General features: G+C 29.6%; 25 protein-coding genes, 1 tRNA gene and 1 pseudogene. 11 read left to right on the top strand and 16 right to left on the bottom strand.

The annotated features are described in order from the left end of the window. Positions 1 to 33: 33 nt before the first annotated feature. The 6 genes and pseudogenes from A8C32_RS20755 (at position 34) to A8C32_RS21145 (ending at position 3,775) form a co-directional block, all read left to right on the top strand. Entirely contained in the window at positions 34 to 186 is a 153-nt protein-coding gene (locus tag A8C32_RS20755) for a hypothetical protein (protein WP_165605850.1), read from the top strand. A gap of 544 nt (positions 187 to 730) precedes the next feature. Further along, positions 731 to 973: a type II toxin-antitoxin system ParD family antitoxin gene (locus tag A8C32_RS15060; RefSeq protein WP_069831245.1), complete on the top strand. Its 243-nt coding sequence runs from the start codon at positions 731 to 733 to the stop codon at positions 971 to 973. After that, positions 970 to 1,272: a type II toxin-antitoxin system RelE/ParE family toxin gene (locus A8C32_RS15055; protein ID WP_069831244.1), complete on the top strand. Its 303-nt coding sequence runs from the start codon at positions 970 to 972 to the stop codon at positions 1,270 to 1,272. Before A8C32_RS15060 ends, A8C32_RS15055 begins: the two co-directional genes overlap by 4 nt. Positions 1,273 to 1,346: 74 nt before the next feature. After that, positions 1,347 to 1,883, top strand: a pseudogene (locus A8C32_RS15050) (IS3 family transposase); the annotation flags it as partial. Between the two features lie 528 nt (positions 1,884 to 2,411). Then, positions 2,412 to 3,500, top strand: coding sequence for a hypothetical protein (locus A8C32_RS15045; RefSeq protein ID WP_069831242.1), 1,089 nt, complete (start codon positions 2,412 to 2,414; stop codon positions 3,498 to 3,500). 134 nt (positions 3,501 to 3,634) lie between these two features. Further along, entirely contained in the window at positions 3,635 to 3,775 is a 141-nt protein-coding gene (locus tag A8C32_RS21145) for a hypothetical protein (RefSeq protein WP_240491762.1), read from the top strand. Positions 3,776 to 3,889: 114 nt separating this feature from the next. Here the strand turns inward: A8C32_RS21145 and A8C32_RS15040 are convergent. Further along, positions 3,890 to 3,963, bottom strand: a tRNA-Met gene (locus A8C32_RS15040). Positions 3,964 to 4,095: 132 nt separating this feature from the next. Between A8C32_RS15040 and A8C32_RS15035 the strand changes: the two genes are divergently transcribed. After that, positions 4,096 to 4,488, top strand: coding sequence for an START-like domain-containing protein (locus A8C32_RS15035; RefSeq protein ID WP_069831241.1), 393 nt, complete (start codon positions 4,096 to 4,098; stop codon positions 4,486 to 4,488). A 66-nt stretch (positions 4,489 to 4,554) separates the two neighbouring features. After that, positions 4,555 to 5,397 (top strand): aminotransferase class IV, encoded by an 843-nt coding sequence (locus tag A8C32_RS15030; RefSeq protein WP_069831240.1) that lies wholly within the window; start codon positions 4,555 to 4,557, stop codon positions 5,395 to 5,397. Here A8C32_RS15030 and A8C32_RS15025 read toward each other — a convergent pair. From A8C32_RS15025 to A8C32_RS15005, 5 genes are all read right to left on the bottom strand, one after another. Further along, a complete protein-coding gene (locus A8C32_RS15025) occupies positions 5,394 to 5,954 on the bottom strand; it encodes a YqgE/AlgH family protein (protein WP_069831239.1) in 561 nt (186 codons plus the stop codon). The two genes, A8C32_RS15030 and A8C32_RS15025, sit on opposite strands and share 4 nt — an antisense overlap. A gap of 121 nt (positions 5,955 to 6,075) precedes the next feature. Next, positions 6,076 to 6,348: an HU family DNA-binding protein gene (locus A8C32_RS15020; protein ID WP_069831238.1), complete on the bottom strand. Its 273-nt coding sequence runs from the start codon at positions 6,346 to 6,348 to the stop codon at positions 6,076 to 6,078. Positions 6,349 to 6,535: 187 nt separating this feature from the next. After that, complete coding sequence (gene fmt / locus A8C32_RS15015) at positions 6,536 to 7,483, bottom strand: methionyl-tRNA formyltransferase (protein ID WP_205635404.1); 948 nt, start codon at positions 7,481 to 7,483, stop codon at positions 6,536 to 6,538. Positions 7,484 to 7,572: 89 nt separating this feature from the next. Further along, positions 7,573 to 9,477 carry a RecQ family ATP-dependent DNA helicase gene (locus A8C32_RS15010; RefSeq protein WP_069831237.1) on the bottom strand — a complete coding sequence of 635 codons (1,905 nt, stop codon included), beginning with the start codon at positions 9,475 to 9,477 and terminating at the stop codon, positions 7,573 to 7,575. A 4-nt stretch (positions 9,478 to 9,481) separates the two neighbouring features. Continuing rightward, the gene (locus A8C32_RS15005) at positions 9,482 to 10,042 is read right to left on the bottom strand and encodes an AAA family ATPase (RefSeq protein WP_069831236.1); all 561 of its coding nucleotides are present in this window, start codon (positions 10,040 to 10,042) and stop codon (positions 9,482 to 9,484) included. A 268-nt stretch (positions 10,043 to 10,310) separates the two neighbouring features. Here A8C32_RS15005 and A8C32_RS15000 point away from each other — a divergent pair, with 268 nt between their 5' ends. The 3 genes from A8C32_RS15000 (at position 10,311) to murA (ending at position 12,638) form a co-directional block, all read left to right on the top strand. Continuing rightward, on the top strand, positions 10,311 to 10,604 hold the full coding sequence (locus tag A8C32_RS15000) for a DUF493 family protein (RefSeq protein WP_069831235.1): 294 nt from the start codon (positions 10,311 to 10,313) through the stop codon (positions 10,602 to 10,604). A gap of 66 nt (positions 10,605 to 10,670) precedes the next feature. After that, entirely contained in the window at positions 10,671 to 11,321 is a 651-nt protein-coding gene (locus A8C32_RS14995) for a DUF4290 domain-containing protein (protein WP_069831234.1), read from the top strand. 6 nt (positions 11,322 to 11,327) lie between these two features. Continuing rightward, on the top strand, positions 11,328 to 12,638 hold the full coding sequence (murA, locus tag A8C32_RS14990) for a UDP-N-acetylglucosamine 1-carboxyvinyltransferase (protein ID WP_069831233.1): 1,311 nt from the start codon (positions 11,328 to 11,330) through the stop codon (positions 12,636 to 12,638). A gap of 162 nt (positions 12,639 to 12,800) precedes the next feature. On the opposite strand, the gene A8C32_RS21140 is transcribed toward murA, so the two are convergent. The 10 genes from A8C32_RS21140 to A8C32_RS14945 form a co-directional block, all read right to left on the bottom strand. After that, positions 12,801 to 12,968 carry a SnoaL-like domain-containing protein gene (locus A8C32_RS21140; RefSeq protein ID WP_240491761.1) on the bottom strand — a complete coding sequence of 56 codons (168 nt, stop codon included), beginning with the start codon at positions 12,966 to 12,968 and terminating at the stop codon, positions 12,801 to 12,803. A gap of 344 nt (positions 12,969 to 13,312) precedes the next feature. Beyond that, positions 13,313 to 14,617 carry a cryptochrome/photolyase family protein gene (locus A8C32_RS14980; protein WP_069831232.1) on the bottom strand — a complete coding sequence of 435 codons (1,305 nt, stop codon included), beginning with the start codon at positions 14,615 to 14,617 and terminating at the stop codon, positions 13,313 to 13,315. Positions 14,618 to 14,624: 7 nt separating this feature from the next. Next, positions 14,625 to 15,086 (bottom strand): SRPBCC family protein, encoded by a 462-nt coding sequence (locus A8C32_RS14975; RefSeq protein WP_069831231.1) that lies wholly within the window; start codon positions 15,084 to 15,086, stop codon positions 14,625 to 14,627. A 9-nt stretch (positions 15,087 to 15,095) separates the two neighbouring features. Further along, positions 15,096 to 15,557, bottom strand: a complete 462-nt coding sequence (locus A8C32_RS14970; protein ID WP_069831230.1) for a TspO/MBR family protein — start codon at positions 15,555 to 15,557, stop codon at positions 15,096 to 15,098. Beyond that, the gene (locus A8C32_RS20380) at positions 15,554 to 15,721 is read right to left on the bottom strand and encodes a Lacal_2735 family protein (RefSeq protein ID WP_123803443.1); all 168 of its coding nucleotides are present in this window, start codon (positions 15,719 to 15,721) and stop codon (positions 15,554 to 15,556) included. The genes A8C32_RS14970 and A8C32_RS20380 overlap by 4 nt, the downstream gene beginning before the upstream one ends. Before the next feature lie 5 nt (positions 15,722 to 15,726). Beyond that, positions 15,727 to 16,263 carry a glutathione peroxidase gene (locus A8C32_RS14965; RefSeq protein WP_069831229.1) on the bottom strand — a complete coding sequence of 179 codons (537 nt, stop codon included), beginning with the start codon at positions 16,261 to 16,263 and terminating at the stop codon, positions 15,727 to 15,729. A gap of 3 nt (positions 16,264 to 16,266) precedes the next feature. Beyond that, a complete protein-coding gene (locus A8C32_RS14960) occupies positions 16,267 to 16,950 on the bottom strand; it encodes an SDR family NAD(P)-dependent oxidoreductase (RefSeq protein WP_069831228.1) in 684 nt (227 codons plus the stop codon). A 14-nt stretch (positions 16,951 to 16,964) separates the two neighbouring features. Next, positions 16,965 to 17,180 carry a hypothetical protein gene (locus tag A8C32_RS14955; RefSeq protein WP_069831227.1) on the bottom strand — a complete coding sequence of 72 codons (216 nt, stop codon included), beginning with the start codon at positions 17,178 to 17,180 and terminating at the stop codon, positions 16,965 to 16,967. A gap of 361 nt (positions 17,181 to 17,541) precedes the next feature. Further along, entirely contained in the window at positions 17,542 to 18,963 is a 1,422-nt protein-coding gene (locus A8C32_RS14950; protein ID WP_069831226.1) for an SDR family oxidoreductase, read from the bottom strand. Positions 18,964 to 19,038: 75 nt separating this feature from the next. Next, the gene (locus A8C32_RS14945) at positions 19,039 to 19,695 is read right to left on the bottom strand and encodes an MIP/aquaporin family protein (protein ID WP_069831225.1); all 657 of its coding nucleotides are present in this window, start codon (positions 19,693 to 19,695) and stop codon (positions 19,039 to 19,041) included. Positions 19,696 to 19,829 lie beyond the last annotated feature (134 nt).

Here is a 19,829-nt window from a genome sequence, read left to right as displayed (position 1 = left end):
CGAAAGACATGTTTGACATATTTGAATGCTGCTATGGGAAAAGATACGAAAGAGTTGTCTTCTCATAGTTCGGAAGAAATACTCGAGAAGCATTATATAGATAAAACAATAGTTCATGCAGCAGTAAAAAAAGTTAAAAAACAATCCAAAAGTGTACTCCAGTTAAAAATGAGTAAAAAAGGGTAAATGTAGGTCGGTGTAAAAGTACATAAAACAACAAACTCCTTGAAATTCAAGGGGTTTATTTTTGTAGCGAGAGGGGGGCACGATCCCCTGACCTCCGGGTTATGAAAAAAAAGCCGAATTTCACTCAATGATCTGTTAATCAGTAGTTTGTTTTGTTTTACGGTGGCTTTTTATTTTGTAAAATTATGCATTACATTTGATTGCATTTGTGTACTCCACGAGTGTACTCCTATAAAAAAAGAGATATTTCAAATTGAAATTGTAAGCCAATTTTATATATAACTACCACACGTTTTTCATATGCGTTCTGTTATTATTAATTTCTGAGTATTACGGCTAATAAGTGTAAATCTGATTGCAAAAAGAATAGGATTATAAAGATAAAGTGATTCTCTTATCTTTTTATGAGTTCTTAATTTATAAACATAACATTCAGTATATCAAAGAGGCACTTTGTTTTAAAAGTGTTGTAGAGATTGCAGTGTAATTTGAGAATTTGTCTATGTTACCAAGATTTGGTATATTTGAATAAATATATTTCAAAATGGGAAAAAATACATCAATATCACTAGGAAATCACTTTGAGGATTTTATCAAAGACGAAGTAAAGTCTGGCAGATATGGTTCTGTTAGTGAAGTAATTCGTTCGGCTCTACGATTATTAGAAAGAGAAGAAAAAAAAGAAAGAGAACTAATTAAAGCTCTAAAAATTGGAGAAAAAAGTGGATTTGTAGAAAACTTTGACCCAAAACAAAATCTGACTGAATTACATCGACAACACTTATGAGTAAAAACAAATATCGAATAAGTAAACAAGCGATTGTTGATTTAAATGATATTTGGCTTTATACTTTTCATAAGTGGTCTAAAGAACAAGCTGATAGATATTACGACTTAATAATCGGAGAAATTGAATTTATAACAGACAATTATTTGATTGGAAAATCAGCAGAACAAACTCGAAAAAATTATCGAGTTACTAAAATAAAATCTCATCTTATTTTCTATAGAAAAGTTGACAATGAAATTGTTGAAATCGTAAGAATTCTAAATCAGAGAATGGATATAAAAAAGAGGTTGAAATAAAAAAACTAAATAAAAACGTTGCACAATAACTAAATTAAAAAACAAGTAATTTTCTTCATTAAATTTAGACACTACTAGAAAGAAACTTTGTAAGTGATTGTTTAGTTGAGAAATGGGTCTCTGATATCACCTACATCAAAATAACAAACCAATGGCATTACGTAACTACCGTTTTGGATTTAGCCGATAGAAAAATAGTATCCTGGGTTTTAAGTGATGAGATGACCACAGAAAAAACAGTTTATAAAGCTTGGTTAATGGCTAGGAAGAAAAGAGAAATTACCGATAATCATATTTTTCATTCAGATAGAGGGGCTCAGTACGCTTCTAATAAAATGGTAACTATTTTAAAATCAAACCCTAAAATAAATCAGGGTATGAGTAGAAAAGGTAATTGTTGGGATAATGCAGTAGCTGAAAGTTTCTTCAAAACTTTAAAATATGAATGCACAAATAGATATAAGTTTTCGTCTTTTTTACAGGCTTTTAACATTATTAATGATTACATAAACTGGTATAACAACGTAAGAATTCATTCCGCCATAAATTATAAAACGCCAGCAGAAAAAGAATTAGAATTGAAAATTAAAAAAATGAATAATGTAGCATAAAAAATAGTACCAAATTTATTAGGTAGTCCATATCAACAGGACGGTGCGAGTAAAAGCAAAAACTATAGTAAAGTTATAAATAAGGAGAAATACTTCAGAGGTGCATATCAATATACTGACCTAAAAAAAGAGGAGGTGTATTTATTTCATATTTGTGATTAAAAATAATACAGAAAAAAAATTAATCGAATTAAAAGAACTAGGGCAAGTCATAAATTTAGAAGACATTAGGTCTATCCAAAAATGGTGTGATGAAAAACAAATAAAAGTACAAATTATAGGGGCAAGAAGCAAGTTTATCGTTTTCTGGTAGATTTAGAGCTGGATAAATGTCTAATAACTGATTTAAAAGGTAGATACCCTAATAAATGGGAAGCCCTATATCAATGTTATAAATCCGATGATAGATTAGAATATTTAAGTTTATTGGATGGTACTTCTACTGTCATAGATGATATCTCTATTTCTGTATATAGTAATAAGGAAGCAAAATCTCAATTCTATGATGAATTTGCAAATTAGTTTATTATGAAGCGAAAAAAACTTCCTAATAATAAACATAATGGACTATCTATTTATTGTTCAAAAAGTAAATGTGATAGGCATTTTTCGTGGACACATGTAAATGAAAAGCAAGAGGATGGTTCTTTTGTTAAGAAAGAGCCTCATTGTGGAATTACTAATAAAAAACTATCGAGTTGTAGGTTTTATGAAAAGCATAAGTTTATTACAAGAATTCATATTCCTGGTACTTACAAAGGGAGGAAGAGTAAAACATTAGATGCTTCCAATTATGTTGAGGCTGTTGTTGAGGCTATAGAATTCGAGAATGAATTCAAAAAAGAGTTTAAAGTATCAAGCACTCCAACAGAGTTTGTTTCTAAACGATGTTTTTTAATTAATGCTCAAGCAAGATATATTGAGGTTTTAAGCAATATTAATGTGCCTGACCATAAAAAAAAAGTAAGGTCTAAGGATTATATAAGTGAAGAAAAGTCCCGTTTAAAAGAGTTTAATGAAGCGCTAGTTAAGAATGGAGTTAATAAAAGAATGATTTTGATAGACCGTATTACAGATCACCATGTTGGTATTTACCATACTAGTATACTAAAAGGGAGGGAGAATAAAAATAGAACTTATAATAATAAAGTGGCTTCTCTTAAAAGGTTTTTTAATTGGGCTATTAAGTATTATAAATTAAAGATAGTAAATCCCTTTGATGAAGTTAATAAGAGAGCGGAAGTAATAAGGAAGGATACTATTACGGGAGAAGAGTATAAAAGATTGCTTGCTATTATTTCTCCAGAAAGAGGAATTGCAATTGTTGGGCTTAAGGATAAACAGCGTAAACAAAGATATAAATTATACTTAAAAGATGGGATAGAACTTGCTTTGCATACAGGAGGACGTAGGGAGGAAATAGTAGTTTTAAAATGGAATATGATTAAAAGTATTAAAGGTGAACTTTCTTATATTGAAATGAGTAATTTAAAAGTAGAAAGACAATTGGGAGAGGGTTTTAATGAAAATGTAGCGCTTAAAATTATTCCTATTACAAGAAGTCTTTTAAAATTGCTTTATAGAATGGGCTATGAAAAATACAAAGATAGTGATTAATATATCTTGTTTCCAGAAAGAGGGAGTATAAAATCTAAGACAATAATGGAAGCTTTGTCGAAAGGTTTTACTCATTTTTATAACCAATTAGATACGGGAAGAGATATTCAGTTAAAACATTTAAGAAAACATATTTGACATACCTGAATGCTTCTTTAGGAGATAAGGCAAAAACTTTATCTTCTCATACTACAGATGAAGTACTTCAAAAACATTATATAGATGAAAGAGTTATTGGCAAAGCTATAAAGGATATGAAAATTTTTGATGGGTAAAATAGACAAAACCGCCAATGAAAACCGCCAATATGGTCTTAAAATTTAATTAGCGGACATTTAATGAAGGTATAGAAAACAACAAACCCCTTGAATTTCAAGGGGTTTGTTTTGTAGCGAGAGGGGGGCACGATCCCCCGACCTCCGGGTTATGAATCCGACGCTCTAACCAACTGAGCTACCTCGCCATAATTTGAGGCTGCAAATATAGAAACAATATTGTTTCTAGCAAACATTAGAGCAAGAAAATATTATTAAATATTATTGTAATACTTACTAATTAATGTATATATTGGGCTGTATAAATTTTAAAGATACTTATGGACGATAAAATTAAGTTTGATATTGAATTTCCAATACATGCTTCCCCTCAATTATTATATCAATATATATCGACACCATCGGGTTTGTCTGAATGGTTTTCAGACAATGTAAATTCTCGTGGAGAGTTATTTACTTTTATATGGGATGGTAGTGAAGAGCAAGCAAAACTATTAAATAAGAAAAGTGGTGAGCGTATTAAGTTTAGATGGCTTGAAGATGAAGAAGATGACTCGGCTTGTTATTTTGAAATAAGAATTCAAGTAGATGAAATTACTAAAGATGTTTCTTTAATGATTACAGATTTTGCTGAAGAAGATGAAATAGATGAAGCTAAAATGCTTTGGGGAAATCAAATTTCCAGTTTAAAGCAAGTATTAGGCTCAGTTTAATTTTAAATAATATATTTTAAATTATATTTGTCCCGCTTTCAAAAAATAATGTAAGCGGGATTTTTTATGACAAATTTTAACGGGACTATTTTAGAAGAAAATATTATTTTGTCAACTCAAAATAGAGGTTACACCTATGGAGATGCACTTTTTGAGACTATTAAAACAAGTTGTGGTGAAATTTTGTTTTGGGAAGATCATTATTTTAGATTAATGGCATCTATGCGTATCATGCGTATGGAGATTCCTATGAATTTCACTATGGAGTTTTTAGAAGCTGAAATGTATAAAACGCTAGAAGCAAATGATTTATCAAAAGTGTCTGCGCGAATTAAATTTACAGTGCATAGAAACGAAGGTGGCTTGTATACACCAATTACTAATGATGTAAGTTATGTAATTTCTGTTAACTCCATTTCAGAGGACTTCTACATTCATAATGAGGATTTTTATCAGGTAGATTTATTTAAAGATTATTATGTGTCTCCTAGTTTGTTATCTACACTAAAAACGAATAACAAAGTATTAAATATAGTTGGTAGTATTTATGCTAAAGAAAACAGTTTAAATAATTGTTTGCTTTTAAATACTAATAAACAAGTTATTGAAGCTCTCAATGGAAATATTTTTTTAGTTAAAGGCAATATAATTAAAACACCACCTACGCTTGATGGTTGTTTAAAAGGTGTTATGCGAACTCAAATTATTAATATAATAGAAGCCTTACCAGAATACGAATTATTGGAAGATTCTATATCTCCATTTGAGCTTCAAAAGGCAGATGAAATTTTTATCACTAATGTTATGGTAGGAATACAGCCAATAAGTAAATACAGAAAAAAAGTATTTATAAAGGAAGTCTCTAAAATGTTACTTCAAAGATTAAACGTAAAAATAAGATTAGGCTAATTGTAATTTGGGTTTTCTGGTGCATTAGACCAAATGCTATATTCACCTCCAAATTCAAGCATTTTTTCTTTCCAAAATGTTTGGTAATCTTTTTCGATTATGTTTTTTTTATAAATATTATCTGTAACTACCCAAGAGTTGGATTTTAATTCATGATTTAATTGATCTGATTCCCAACCAGAATAGCCAAGGAAAAATCGTATATCATTTTCTTTTATAGTATTATTCTTAATAAGTTCTGCAACTTTTGTAAAATCACCTCCCCAGTATATACCTAAAGAAATTTCAATACTATTAGGTATTAATTGTGGTACTTTGTGAATAAAGTATAAGTTGTCTTGTTCTACAGGACCTCCATTATAAACTTTAAATGTAGCCTCTAATTCGGGTATTAATTCATTTATAGTATATTCAAGTGGTTTATTGAGAATAAAACCAATAGATCCATCAAGAGAATGATCTGCTAGTAATACTATAGAACGATTAAAAGAAACATCTCCAATAATAGCAGGTTCAGCTATTAGCAAATCTCCTTTTTTGGGTTGGGTTGTGACCATATTTTAATAAATTAATAATTAAATCTAATATTTATTTATCAAAAATGCAACTGTTTTATTTATATATAAAAAAAACCTTCATATTGTGAAGGTTTCTCTTATTATAAAAAGAAGTAAATAATTAGTTTACTGCATTTGATAAATCTGATCCTGCTTTAAACTTAACAACGTTTTTAGCTTTGATTTTGATAGTATCTCCAGTTTGAGGGTTTCTTCCTTCTCTTGCAGCTCTTTTAGAAACTGACCAAGATCCAAATCCTACTAAAGAGACTCTATTACCTTTTTGTAAAGCGCCTTCTATTTCGATGATAGCACACTCTAAAGCTTTTTTAGCAGCAGCTTTAGTAATTCCAGCATGTTCTGCCATTGCATCGATTAAATCTGTTTTGTTCATAATATAAAATTTAATTATTAATAAATTGGTTAAACATTTCGTTAAATCCTATACAAATTTATACGGATTATGTAATCATGCAAGTAATAGTAAGGGAAATACACGGTATTGTTGATAACTTGATTCATTTGTTAATAAAGGATGTGTATTTTGTCGGGTTTTTTGAAATATCAATGAGAATAAGGGTTTACAGCATATTAGAGTTTTCTTTAAAAGTATACCCATTTAAAAGAGATTTTATATCCATGTTACGTTTACCAGGAAGTTTCATTTCTTTAATTATAATGTAACCATTTGTTACCGCTACTTTTAGTTCTTTTTTTGTAGAAATGATTAAACCAGTTTCAAAAGAATGATCAATATATTCTTTTTCAATCTTATTAATTTTTATGTCTAATTCATCATCACCATTAATTAAGGTACACCAAGCAGCAGGGTAGGGGCTCAATCCACGTATCTTATTATGGATGCTATCAATAGTGTCATTCCAATTAATTTTACAATTATCCTTATTTAATTTGTATGCTGTTTTAATATTTTTAGTTTCTATTTGTGGTATAGTTTTAATATCACCTTTTTCTATTGAAGCAACAGTTTTTAAAACTAATTCACTACCTATTATCATTAATTTGTCGTGTAGGCTTCCTGCATTTTCATTAGGATTTATATCTAGTTCAGCTTGAAAAATCATATCACCAGTATCTATTTTTTCATCAATAAAAAAAGTTGAAACTCCAGTTTTTGTTTCTCCATTTATAATAGCCCAATTTATAGGTGCTGCACCTCGGTAATTAGGTAGTAAAGAAGCGTGTAAATTAAACGTACCATATTCAGGCATTTGCCAAACGACTTTTGGGAGCATTCTAAAAGCAACTACAATTTGTAGGTTGGCTTCAAGAGTCTTTAATTCATTTAAAAAATCATCGTTTTTTAAATTTGTAGGTTGTAAAATATGTAAACCAGATGATTTTGCATACTTTTTTACAGCACTTTCATTTAGTTTACGACCACGACCTGCAGGTTTATCTGGAGCTGTAATAACACCTACTATATTGTAATTGTTTTCGACTAATCTTTTTAAAATGGCTACTGCAAAATCTGGAGTGCCCATAAATACAATTCTTAAATCTTTCATCTGTTGATGTTTATTTTTTATACGTTAGATTAAATAAGGACAATTTGTATCGATTATTTCAATAAAGTAGAAACTTTACAATACTTATTTTATAAATGGCTTAATTTATATGTGTTTTTCTGTGTAACGGTTATAATATGATGTTCTAATAATAATTTTAAAGCATTTATCAGTAAGTATTCAGGACATTTTAAAAGAGGTATCATGTCTCTTGATGATTTGTCTCCACTTTCTAATAATTCTATAATACGTTTTTTTATTGCATTTATATTTTGAGGAGCTTCTTTCTTTTTTGTATTTATACAAACGGAACAAATACCGCAAGGTTTTATGTCTTTCTCACCAAAATAGGAGAGTAGTTGTATACTTTTACATGTGGAATTATTTTCAATATACTCAAGTATGGCCTTAACCTGACGTTGCTTTAATTTATTTTGTTGTTCAATTATTAAAGCTATTCTGTTAATAGTTTTATCATCTTCACGGGGTTCTATGAAGGTGACTTGTGCATCTGTTTTTGCTAAGTTTAAAGTGATAATGGCATCACGTTCTAATTGTAGTAATGCTTCTATTAATATAGTTTCTGGAATCGAAGATTTTTCAGCTATACGTACCAAATCAATTTTTGTTATATGATCAAAAATACCACCATACATGCGTAATATCGATTTTACAATGATACTAAAATCCTGATGTGTTTCTAAATAATTAAAAAGAGCAGCGTTAGATATAGTAAATTGTACGGTAACTTTATTTTTAAATTGTTTAGATAAAGTAATAACACTATTCCTATCTAATAATAACAAAGCATTATAGCTTAAAATAGTACTGAAATTATAAGTTTTACAGAAGGAATTAAAGTCAAAATTAAAAGTTAAATATTCGCCTTCTCCATAAGATACTTGAAAATAGTTACACAATTTTCGGTATACTTGTTTAACAAAATCTACTGTAGGGAGTACATTTAAAAATTGATTTTTTACTAAAATTTCATCGCTATTATTTTTTAGTATTACAGCAAAAGCTTTGTTACCATTTCGTCCAGCACGACCTGCTTCTTGAAAATAACTTTCTATGCTTTCGGGTAAATTTAAATGGATAACGGTTTTCACATCAGGTTTATCAATACCCATTCCAAAAGCGTTGGTTGCTACCATGACTTGCTTTTGGTTTTGTAACCAAGCAGTCATATTGCTGTCCTTTTCTAGGTTTGAGAGTCCTCCATGGTAATATGTGGCAGTAATATTTTTCGATTTTAAAAGCGTGCTAATTTCTAAGGTTAGTTTTCTATTTCTAACATATACAATTGAAGGTTCTACGTGTTTTTTTAGTATGGTTTCAAGTCTATAATATTTATCATTTTCATGAAATACCATGTAGGCTAGATTGGATCTTGAAAATGATTGTTTAAATATTTTGGGTTGAATAAAATCAAGCTCTTTAACAATATCTTCAACGACTTCTGGTTTAGCAGATGCTGTCAATGCTATAACATTTACAGAAGGATGCAATCGCCTTAATAAATCAATATTTTTATAAGCGGGTCTAAAATCACTTCCCCATTGTGAAATGCAATGCGCTTCATCTACAGCTATTAAATTTACATGCATTTGTTTTATACGATCCTGTACTAGTTCTTGTTGCAAACGCTCAGGAGAGAGGTATAGAAATTTATAATTTCCGTAAATGCAATTATCTAAAAGTGTATCAAGTTTGCTGTGACTTATTCCACTTGTAATAGCCATAGCTTTAATACCTTTATTTTTTAAGGAAAGAACTTGGTCTTTCATTAAAGCTATTAAAGGTGAAATAACTATGCATATGCCTTTTTTTGCTAAAGCAGGGATTTGAAAGCAAAGTGATTTTCCTCCACCAGTAGGTAATAAAGCAAAAGTGTCTTCATTATTAATGGCAGCATTAATAATAGCTTCTTGCTGTGGCCTAAAGGCAGTAAAATTCCAATACCTTTCTAGTATGTTTATGGGATGTTCCACTAAATTAAATACTATTTATAATGTAATTGGTACGTTCTTCAACGGTTCCAAAAGGAACCTCTATAATGTTATATTCGAAATTTTTATAGATCTGTTTTAAACATTCATGAATTTTTATAGCTTCATCAAAAGTTTCAAACCGTTCGTTATCAGTCTTGTATATAGCCTTCCAAGGAGGTAATAAAAATACATTATTATATTTATGTATTTTACATGCATTAGTAAAGATATCATTATACTCTTGATTGAAGAAATCCATATAGGCTAAAACATCTGGAATTCCTCGATCAAAAAAGTTTAATTTTTTATTTGTCTTATTAGCTTGAATAAATTGTTCTATTCTCCCATTAAGCAACTTGCTATTAAAGTCCATAGGATCATTTACAAAAGCAATTGGATTAGAAATTTGTGAAGAAGTTTCAACTTCATTTTTTGCTTCTAAAGTTAGTGCTCTTATTATTTCATCAAAACAATAATAATTTTGTTTCTTCAATTGATTAATGATTGATGTTTTTCCAGTTCCAGGACCTCCCGTTATAACAATATTTTTAGTATTCAAATGCATTCAATTTAGTTGTAAAAATCGGAATTTAACAGCTATAAAAAAAATACAATAAAATACATTTGCTATTTAAGCATAATAGTCAAGTTATATATTACGTATAATCATTTTATTTTATGACTATTAAAACAGCAATACTTACTAGTAAAAAAAGTTGTTTTAGTAATTGTTGTGTCTATCAATTGTATAAATGTTATGTTTATATGATCATTGAGAAACAATAGAAATTAGAATACATAAAATCTTATATTTGCAGCTTATTAAAAAGATTATGAGTACACCTCCAAATTCGGAAGAATTTTATAAAAAATTAAAAGAGCAATTACACGAAACAGCTAGTTGGCCAACAGAGTATTTATATAAATTTATTATAAAAACCGATGTTGAAAAAATAACAAAGCTTGAAGCTATATTTGATAATATGGGAGCTGTTATAAGAACTACTGAATCTAAAAATGGAAAATATACAAGCGTCTCTATTAATTTATTAATGCCTAATCCAGACGCTGTTATTGAAAAATATAAAGAAGTAGCAGAAAAAGTTGAAGGAGTTATAAGTCTTTAGTTTTTTTTTGTATTTTGCGCTAGCATAACAACTACATGCAATAAATATAACCCTACACATTTAATTTTGATAGACAATTTAGAATATAACACAGAGCGTGAGCACTTAATCATTCCAGAATATGGACGTCATATGCAGAAAATGATTAGCTATGCTAAAGCCATTGAAACAAAGGAAGAACGTAATAAGATAGCAAAAGCCATTATTTCTGTAATGGGAAATATGCAACCGCATTTAAGAGATGTTCCCGATTTTCAACACAAACTTTGGGATCAGCTTTTTATTATGTCTAATTTTGAATTAGATGTTGATTCACCTTATGAAAAACCAACAAAAGAGCTTTTAGAAGAGCGTCCAGAACCTTTAAGGTATCCACAAAATTTTCCTAAATATCGTTTTTACGGAAATAATATTAAAACCATGATTGATGTTGCTAATACATGGGAAGAAGGAGATCTTAAACAAGCGCTTACTTTTACTATTGCAAATCACATGAAGAAGTGTTTTTTAAATTGGAATAAAGATACCGTAGAAGATGGTGTAATTTACAATCATTTATATGAGCTTTCGGAAGGGAAAATTAACTTAAAAGGATCTAAAGAAGATTTAACAGATGCCTCAAGTTTAATGCGTTCTAATAAAGGGAAGTTTTCTAATAATAAGAAACCAACTCACCACAAAAAACATACTAATAATAGACAAAGAAAACGTTACTAGTTAAGCATGGGAATATTTAAAATTGAAGGTGGTCACCAGTTAAAGGGGAGCATACAACCTCAAGGTGCAAAAAACGAAGCATTACAAATTTTATGTGCTGTTTTATTAACCCCAGAATTAATTAAAATCAACAATATCCCTGACATCGTAGATGTTAATAAGCTAATTAGTTTGTTGAAAAAGCTAGGAGTTAAAGTTGAAAAGAAAGGAAAAGGAACTTATACATTTCAAGCAGACGAAGTTAATCTTAAATATTTAGAATCAGACGAATTTAAAATTGATGGACGAGGGTTACGAGGTTCTATAATGATTGTTGGGCCATTATTGGCTCGTTTTGGTAAAGGGTATATTCCTAAGCCAGGAGGAGATAAAATTGGACGTCGTCGACTAGATACCCACTTTGAAGGTCTAATAAAACTTGGAGCTAAGTTTGGCTACAGTAAGGAAGAACAGTTTTATGGTGTTGAAGCAGATAAATTAATAGGAGCTTACATGCTTTTAGAAGAAGCTTCTGTTACTGGTACAGCAAATATTGTTATGGCTGCTGTTTTGGCCGAAGGAAAAACGACTATATACAACGCTGCTTGTGAACCTTATTTACAGCAATTATGTAAAATGCTAAATAGAATGGGCGCTAAAATTAGCGGTGTAGGTTCTAACATGTTAATTATTGATGGTGTTGAAAACTTAGGAGGTACAAATCATACTATGCTGCCAGACATGATTGAAATTGGGAGCTGGATTGGTTTAGCAGCTATGACCAAGAGTGAACTTACTATAAAAAATGTAAGTTGGAATGATTTAGGAGTTATACCCAATATGTTTAGAAAATTAGGTATAACTGTTGAAAAGAAAGGAGATGATATTCATATTCCTGCGCATATAGATGGTTATGAAATACAAAATTTTATAGATGGTTCAATTCTAACTATTTCTGATGCACCTTGGCCAGGATTTACTCCAGATTTATTAAGTATCATTTTAGTTGTGGCTACTCAAGCAAGAGGTAGTGTGCTAATACACCAAAAAATGTTCGAAAGTCGTTTATTTTTTGTTGATAAACTTATCGATATGGGAGCTAAAATTATTTTATGTGATCCACATCGTGCTACGGTTATAGGACATGATTTTAAATCAAATTTAAAGGCAACTACGATGACGTCTCCAGATATTCGTGCTGGTGTTTCATTACTTATTGCTGCGCTTTCTGCTAAAGGAACATCTACTATTCAGAATATTGAGCAAATAGATCGTGGTTATGAGAATATTGATGAACGATTAAGAGCTATAGGTGCTAAAATTGAGCGTATAGCATAAAAATACATATAATAATAATAATAAATAAAATAAACTGGCATAAAAAAATAAACTAATTAACAAGCGTATTTTTTTATGCCAGTTTATTATTTACATACTATAAGCTATAAAAAAACTGTTCATTAACAATTTTGTCATCGTTAATTTAAAAAACTGTAACTTCTAGCATTTGTTGTCTGCATAATCTTTAAAAGTCACATCGAAAGTCATTTTACTTGTAAAATGATTATCAGTAACTATGGGGCTGCTAATTTCATCACTATGAAATTCAGGTACGTTATCTAAACATTGTTTCCTTTTATTCCATACATTCTGCTTTCCACTAAGCATCTAGATAACGAAGCATTTCTTTACTAACTATATTGTATGTATATAAATTTTCAATGCATTCTATATTTTTAATTAACACATTTGTGCTCATTGGTTTACTATTTCTTGTGTATTTATAATTTTAGTTTTTGATAGTATTTTTTAAAATATAATTGATATTAAGAGTATATGCTGTGTGTAGAGATTTACTTGAAAACCAATAAAGGTATAGCAGATATTGCTTTTCTAATCGCTTTAATGATTTATCTCACTTTATTAGGTTTTTTAAAAAAGTTAAAGAGATTAAACCTATAGATTATAGGAAAAAATAAAGAACTTATAATTTCAAAATTGTATAAAGAAACTTATTGAAGAGCTTCTTTAAAGGTTGTTAAACAGCGTTCTCTGGCAAACTTGTGGTCGACAATTGGTGTGGGGTAGGTGAGTTCTTGAAAATCTGGTACCCACTTATTAATGTAACTTAATTGTTTATCGAATTTTTCAATTTGAGTTGTTGGATTAAATATCCTAAAGTAGGGAGCGGCATCAACACCGGAACCAGCTACCCATTGCCAATTACCAATATTACTAGCCATATCATAATCATGTAGTTTTTCTGCAAAATAGGCTTCTCCCCAGCGCCAATCTATAAGTAAGTGTTTGCATAAAAAACTGCCTACTAACATGCGTACACGATTGTGCATAAAACCTGTTGTATTTAATTGCCTCATACCAGCATCAACTAACGGGTATCCTGTTTTGCCTTCACACCAAGTTTTAAATTCAGCTTCATTATTACGCCATATAATGCGATCGTACTTAGGTTTAAAACTTTTAGTTTGTGTATGTGGAAAATGCCAAAGGATTTGTGTGAAAAATTCACGCCAAATAAGTTCTTGCCAAAATACTTCATTGGTTTCTTTTGTAGCTTTTTCTACCATTTCACGAATACTTACAGTGCCAAAACGCAAATGAGGCCCTAGTTTAGAAGTACTGTCTTGAGCTGGAAAATTTCTAGTTGTTTCGTAGTTTTGAATCAGATAAGAGGTTATCTTATATGGTTTTATAGGTTGCAATGATACTTTAAAACCAATATCGGATAAACTTAAATTTGATGGTAATTGGTTTGTAATTAAATTGCTTAACAAGTTTTCTGAACCATAAGATTTAAAGTCTATACTTTTAAAAGTTTCTTTCCACTTTTTCATGTATGGCGTGTATACCAAATAGGGGGAGTTGTCCTTTTTTACAACCTCATCTTTTTCGAAGATAACTTGGTCTTTATAAGTTCTAAATTTAATATGATTTAGGGTTAATAAATCATTTATTTCTGAATCTCGTTTTCTGGCATAGGGTTCATAATCATGATTTGTATATACAGATTGGATATCATGTTCTTTAATTAATTGCTTATAAATGTCTATGGGTTTGCCTTTATATAAAGTAATTTCAGTATTGTATTTGTGTTGGAGTAATGTGTTTATATTTTGTATTGTTTGGTATATAAAAGTAACTCGAGCATCATGTTCTGGTAGTTTTTCTAAAATTTCAGAATCAAAAATAAATATGGGAAGTACTTTGTAGTCTCCTTTTAGTGCTTCAAATAAACCATGATTATCTTCTAATCTTAAATCACGGCGAAACCAGAATATGTTTAGTCTTGTTTTCATTTAAAAATTAATATTTACCAAAAAGTTCTTCTAATTTTTGGGTTCTATAACTAAAGATCTCTTCTAGTTTTGGTTTTACTAAAATGGGGTGTGCTAGTTGACCTAAAACCCCAAAAGGGATTTTGTAATCTATGATATCTTCTATTTCTACACCGCCATCAATTTCTTTTATAAAATGTTTATGATGCCATAACGCATAGGGACCAAAGCGCTGTTCATCTACAAAATACTGTTTGTCTAGACTATGGGTTATTTCGGTAATCCATTTAATTTTAATACCCAAAATTGGGGTTACAATGTACTGTATAATTTGACCTGCGTACATAGGTTTGTCTGCACCAGATAGTATATTAAATCCCATATATTCTGGTGTTATTGTTTTTAGGTTTTTGGGATTGGACAGGAACTCCCATGCTTGATCTATGGATATGGGTAAGTTTTGTTTCTTATGTAGTCTGTAAATTTTCATCGATTTTTTCTAGTTATAAAATAAAATAGAGCCATTAAGTGATGTTGCGATGCATAACCAAATTAAATAAGGTAATATTAATATGGTTTTTGTTTTTAATTTCTTTTGAAGCAAAAATAAAAACGTTGCTATAATGATTGTTAATAATAAGATGACAATAAAACCTAAACCAATTAAATGTTGATTGAAGAAAACATAGTTCCAAATAATATTAAAAATAAATTGAATTAAGAAAAGACTTTTTACTTTATTACTTGGATGTATTTTGTGTGAATATGCCATATAAATTGAAAAACAAATCATTATGCTTGTCCATGTTACTCCAAAAAACCAATCTGGAGGCGTCCAAGGTGCTTTATTTAGGTTGGTGTACCAAGCGGTTTGTGGTCCATCATTCATTAAAAAGACACCAATAATTAAAGCACTAAAATTGAGAATTAAATAAAGGATAACATATTTTAGTATTTTCATGAGGATATACTTTCAATCTTTTTAGAAATAGCTTCTGCTTCTGCGTATTTTTTATCACTTTCAACTCTATTTATACTAGATAGTTTATGCCATTCTTCCATAAGTGATTTGTACTTATCTTGAAGTTTTTCTATTTCTGATTTCTTTTTGAATAATCCAAACATCCTTTTTATTTTAAGTGTTTTGTGATTTTTGAACTTAGCGGATTTGTTATCGAGAAATAGTAATCTATTAGGTTGCCGTTTGTGTCTACTAAGTATTTTTGAAAGTTCCATTTTACAGACGAATCAAATTGCCTGTTATTGATTTTTTGAGTTAACCAACTGTATAATTGATGTTTATTATTGCCTTTTACATCAATTTTTTCGGTTATTAAAAAGTTCACACCATAATTAATTTCACAAAATGATTCTATAACACTAAGTTTTTCAGGTTCTTGATTGCCAAATTGATTACAGGGTAATCCTATAACTTGAAGTTTGTCTTTGTATTTTGTATGTAGTTCTTGTAAATTTTTATACTGAGGGGTAAAACCACACTTGGAGGCTACATTTACAAAAAGTATATACTTTCCCTTGAATTGCGATAATTTTATAGGTTGTCCTTTTAATGTGCTTATCTTAATGTCATAAATAGAAGTCTCACTTATTTGCGGCTTATCATTCCTTGAAAATAAAGTTGCTAGAGATGCTAAAAAAGAGTTCATAATTTATATTTTAAAGCTTACGATACCACAATCCATTTCAAATATTTGTCCAGATATTGAGGCTGCTTTATTTGATAGTAAGAAGTCTGTCATGTCAGCAACCTCTTCAGGGTTTAGTATTCTTTTTAGAGGATGTCTTTCGGTTATATTTTTAACTATCTTTTCATTACGCAAAAGCTTTGAAGCTAGTTGTGTATTTGTAATAGTTGGTGCTATCGCATTAATGCGAATAGTTGGAGCTAATTCTGCTCCTAATGATTTTACTAAGCCTTCTATACTTGATTTTGATGCTGCTATACTGGCGTGAAAGGGCATGCCTAATTTTGCAGCTACTGTACTAAAAAGAACGATAGCTGGTTTATTACCTTTTTTTAGTACGGATAAATATTTTTGAATTGTTTTTACAGCCCCTAAAACATTGATTTCAAAATCATTTTTGAAATCATCAAGACTCAAGCGATCTATAGGTTTTAAATTAATACTTCCAGGGCAGTATACTATACCATCAACATCATCAATATGAGGTAAGTTGTCAGTTCTAATGTTACAACTATAGTGTGTTAAATTTTCGTGTGTTAGCTTTGGAACAGTTCTACTAATATTAACAACATTACAATGTTTAAGTAGTTTTGTAACTGTAGCTTGTCCTATTCCTTTGCTTCCTCCAACTACTATAATTGTTTTCATTTATTATTTAAGATTTATGGCCGCCCTTTAAGGCGCTTTTCAATTTTTTGTTTAACAGCAGTAAGACGTTTCATTAAATCCATAATGTCTTGGTCTTTCCCTTTTTTGTATATGTCATTTAAGCTTAAAATAAGGTCTTTAACCTCTCTTGATGCTTTTATGCGTTCACTAGTTGTTTTAAATGTATGTTTACGTTGTTCAAATTCTACCGCTCTTTCAATAAGTTCCATATCCTTAATGTTTAGTCTAAAATAGTTGTTTATATGTAAATAAATTTTGTATTTAATTCACAATATGACAATATAATAAATTCTCACAAATATTCACTTTTTTAATTATTTTTTATTGAAATTAATATTTTTAGCGTGTTTTTTACTGTTTTTAGGTGAATTATGCTAATTTTCATTTAGAGCAATATTAAATTAAGTTTGTTTTAATCTCATTAGACTTAATCTCTTTTTTAATGAAATTATTTATAATTTCTATATTACTAAATCTAGAATTAAGAACAATTAATGATATCAAATATACAAAATGTTTAATTAATTAATAAAAATGTTAAACAAAAATATTATATATTTATTAGTTTAGTTATTGAGAAAGTTTTTTTATCATTCCTTTAAAAATAAACCCATGGAAAGGAAGTACACTATACCAGTATAGGCGACCAGCAAGACCACGAGGTCTAAATGTTGCTGTTTGCTTTAAGATGTTACCCTCAATTTTAAATTCTAACCAAGCTTCACCAGGTAGCCTCATTTCTGCATAGAGTAGGAGCTTTTGTTGTTCTTTGTTGGCAAAAATAACCCTCCAGAAGTCTAATGCATCACCAGCATTCAAATTTATAGAACTAGTACGTCCTCTTCTTAAACCTATACCTCCAAAAAGTTTATCAATGTATCCTCTAATCCGCCATAGAAACGTACCGTAATACCAGCCTGTAGTGCCTCCAATACTCCAAATTTTATCAATTGTTTTTTTAGGATTATTTACTTTTTGTTCCTTATAATCTTTAAAGCATCCATATTTAGGCACATTTACGTATTTGTGTAAATTATTTTTTAATCTGCCACTACTAATTATAGAATCTTTCCAACTAGAAACAATACTATTTTGTTCTATTTTTTCAAAAGCTAATTCTACAGCTTGTTTGTAGGTTAAAGGCGTTACATTTAATATTTGGTTTATTTTACTTGATTTACCAATAATTTGTACTCCCATACTATCTACTAATGATGTTGCTAGTTTATATGAAGTCGAGGTTACAAAATATAACCAGTAAGATGAAAGCTTGGGTGTCATTATAGGTACTGTAAAGATGTATCTTTTTAAACCTCTAATTTTTGCAAATTGAAGTAGCATGTCTTTGTAGGTCAATATTTCTGATCCAAACACATCGTGTGAGGTGTTGTAAATAGATTTATTTCCTGCAGCTGCATGCAAAAAAGATAAAATATCTCTAACTGCTAATGGTTGCGTTTTTGTATTCAGCCATTTTGGAGCAATCATAAAGGGGAGTTTTTCTACTAAATCTCTAATAATTTCAAACGATGAACTCCCTGAACCAACAATAATACCTGCTTTAAAAGTTGTTAGTGCGTATTTTTTTGATGCTAAAGTGTTTTCAACTTCTTTTCTTGAACGTAAATGTTTTGAGAGTTGTTTTTCGTTTGTAATACCGCTTAGGTAAATAACTTGCTTAACATTTGTCGTTTCTAAATACGACTTAAAATGAGTTGCACAGCTTTTTTCAAGAGCTTCAAAATCTTTTGAAGCATTAGACATTGAATGGATTAAATAGTAAGCTACATCTATGTCTTTTGGAATATTTTTAAGTGTTTTAGGTTTTAAAAAATCTACTTCAATAATCTCAATGAGTTCTTCTTCAAAATAACTCTTTTCAGCACGTAATTTATCTCGTACTACACAAATAACACGATTACCTTTGTTTATAAGAATGGGTATTAAACGTTTACCTATATAACCTGTAGCTCCTGTAACGAGAATTTTCATTTAAATGCTTTATGTTAAAGATATAAAACGTTTAAATTAAACTAAATAAAAATAGAATACTTACTAACTAGTTTGTTAACAACAATTTTCGTCTTTTACAAGCTTACAACTAGAAACTGCTATTATAGCTCCTAATATAGGTGCAGAAATATACAGCCATAAATATTGAAAATTACCAGTAAATATAGCAGGCGCTATAGAACGAATTGGGTTCATAGATGCTTTTGTCATTGGACCAGCAAACATGGCTTCTAAAAGAATAACGCCTCCAACAGCTATAGCAGCCATAGTACCAATTTCTTTACTACCAGTAGATACATTTATAATAACTACCATAAGGAAGAATGTTAATATAAATTCTAGAATAGCTGCTTTATATGGCAAAAAACCTTGAGCAGGAGTTGTTTCTCCTAAAAACTGACTTTCTGGAAATAAAAACCATAATAAAAAACAAGCAAAAATAGCTCCAATGGCTTGTGCTAAAATATATTTAGGAACTTTTTTCCATGAGAATTTTTTTGCAAATGCAAAAGCTATGGTCACGGCAGGATTAAAGTGAGCTCCAGAAATATCTCCAAAGGCATAAATCATTGTCATTACAATAAGCCCCCAAGTAATAGCAACACCTGCATGAGAAATACTTCCGTTGGTTATTTCATTAATAGTCATGGCTCCACAACCACAAAATACCATAGCAAATGTGCCCATTATTTCTGCGTAGTATGCTTTCATTTATTTTTATTTTTTATGTTAAATGAGGAAAGAATATCTATAGCTTTTATTAAAAAATATATAATCTTTCGGTTCTAAATTATTCTAAATAAGAAACCTAATTCTTTAGTAATTCAAAAATTATTATTGAGCAA

The organism is Flavivirga aquatica (assembly GCF_001747085.1).
Classification (GTDB): domain Bacteria; phylum Bacteroidota; class Bacteroidia; order Flavobacteriales; family Flavobacteriaceae; genus Algibacter_C; species Algibacter_C aquatica.
Note: the sequence above shows the minus strand (reverse complement) of the source record. Positions and strands in the feature narration are given on the sequence as shown.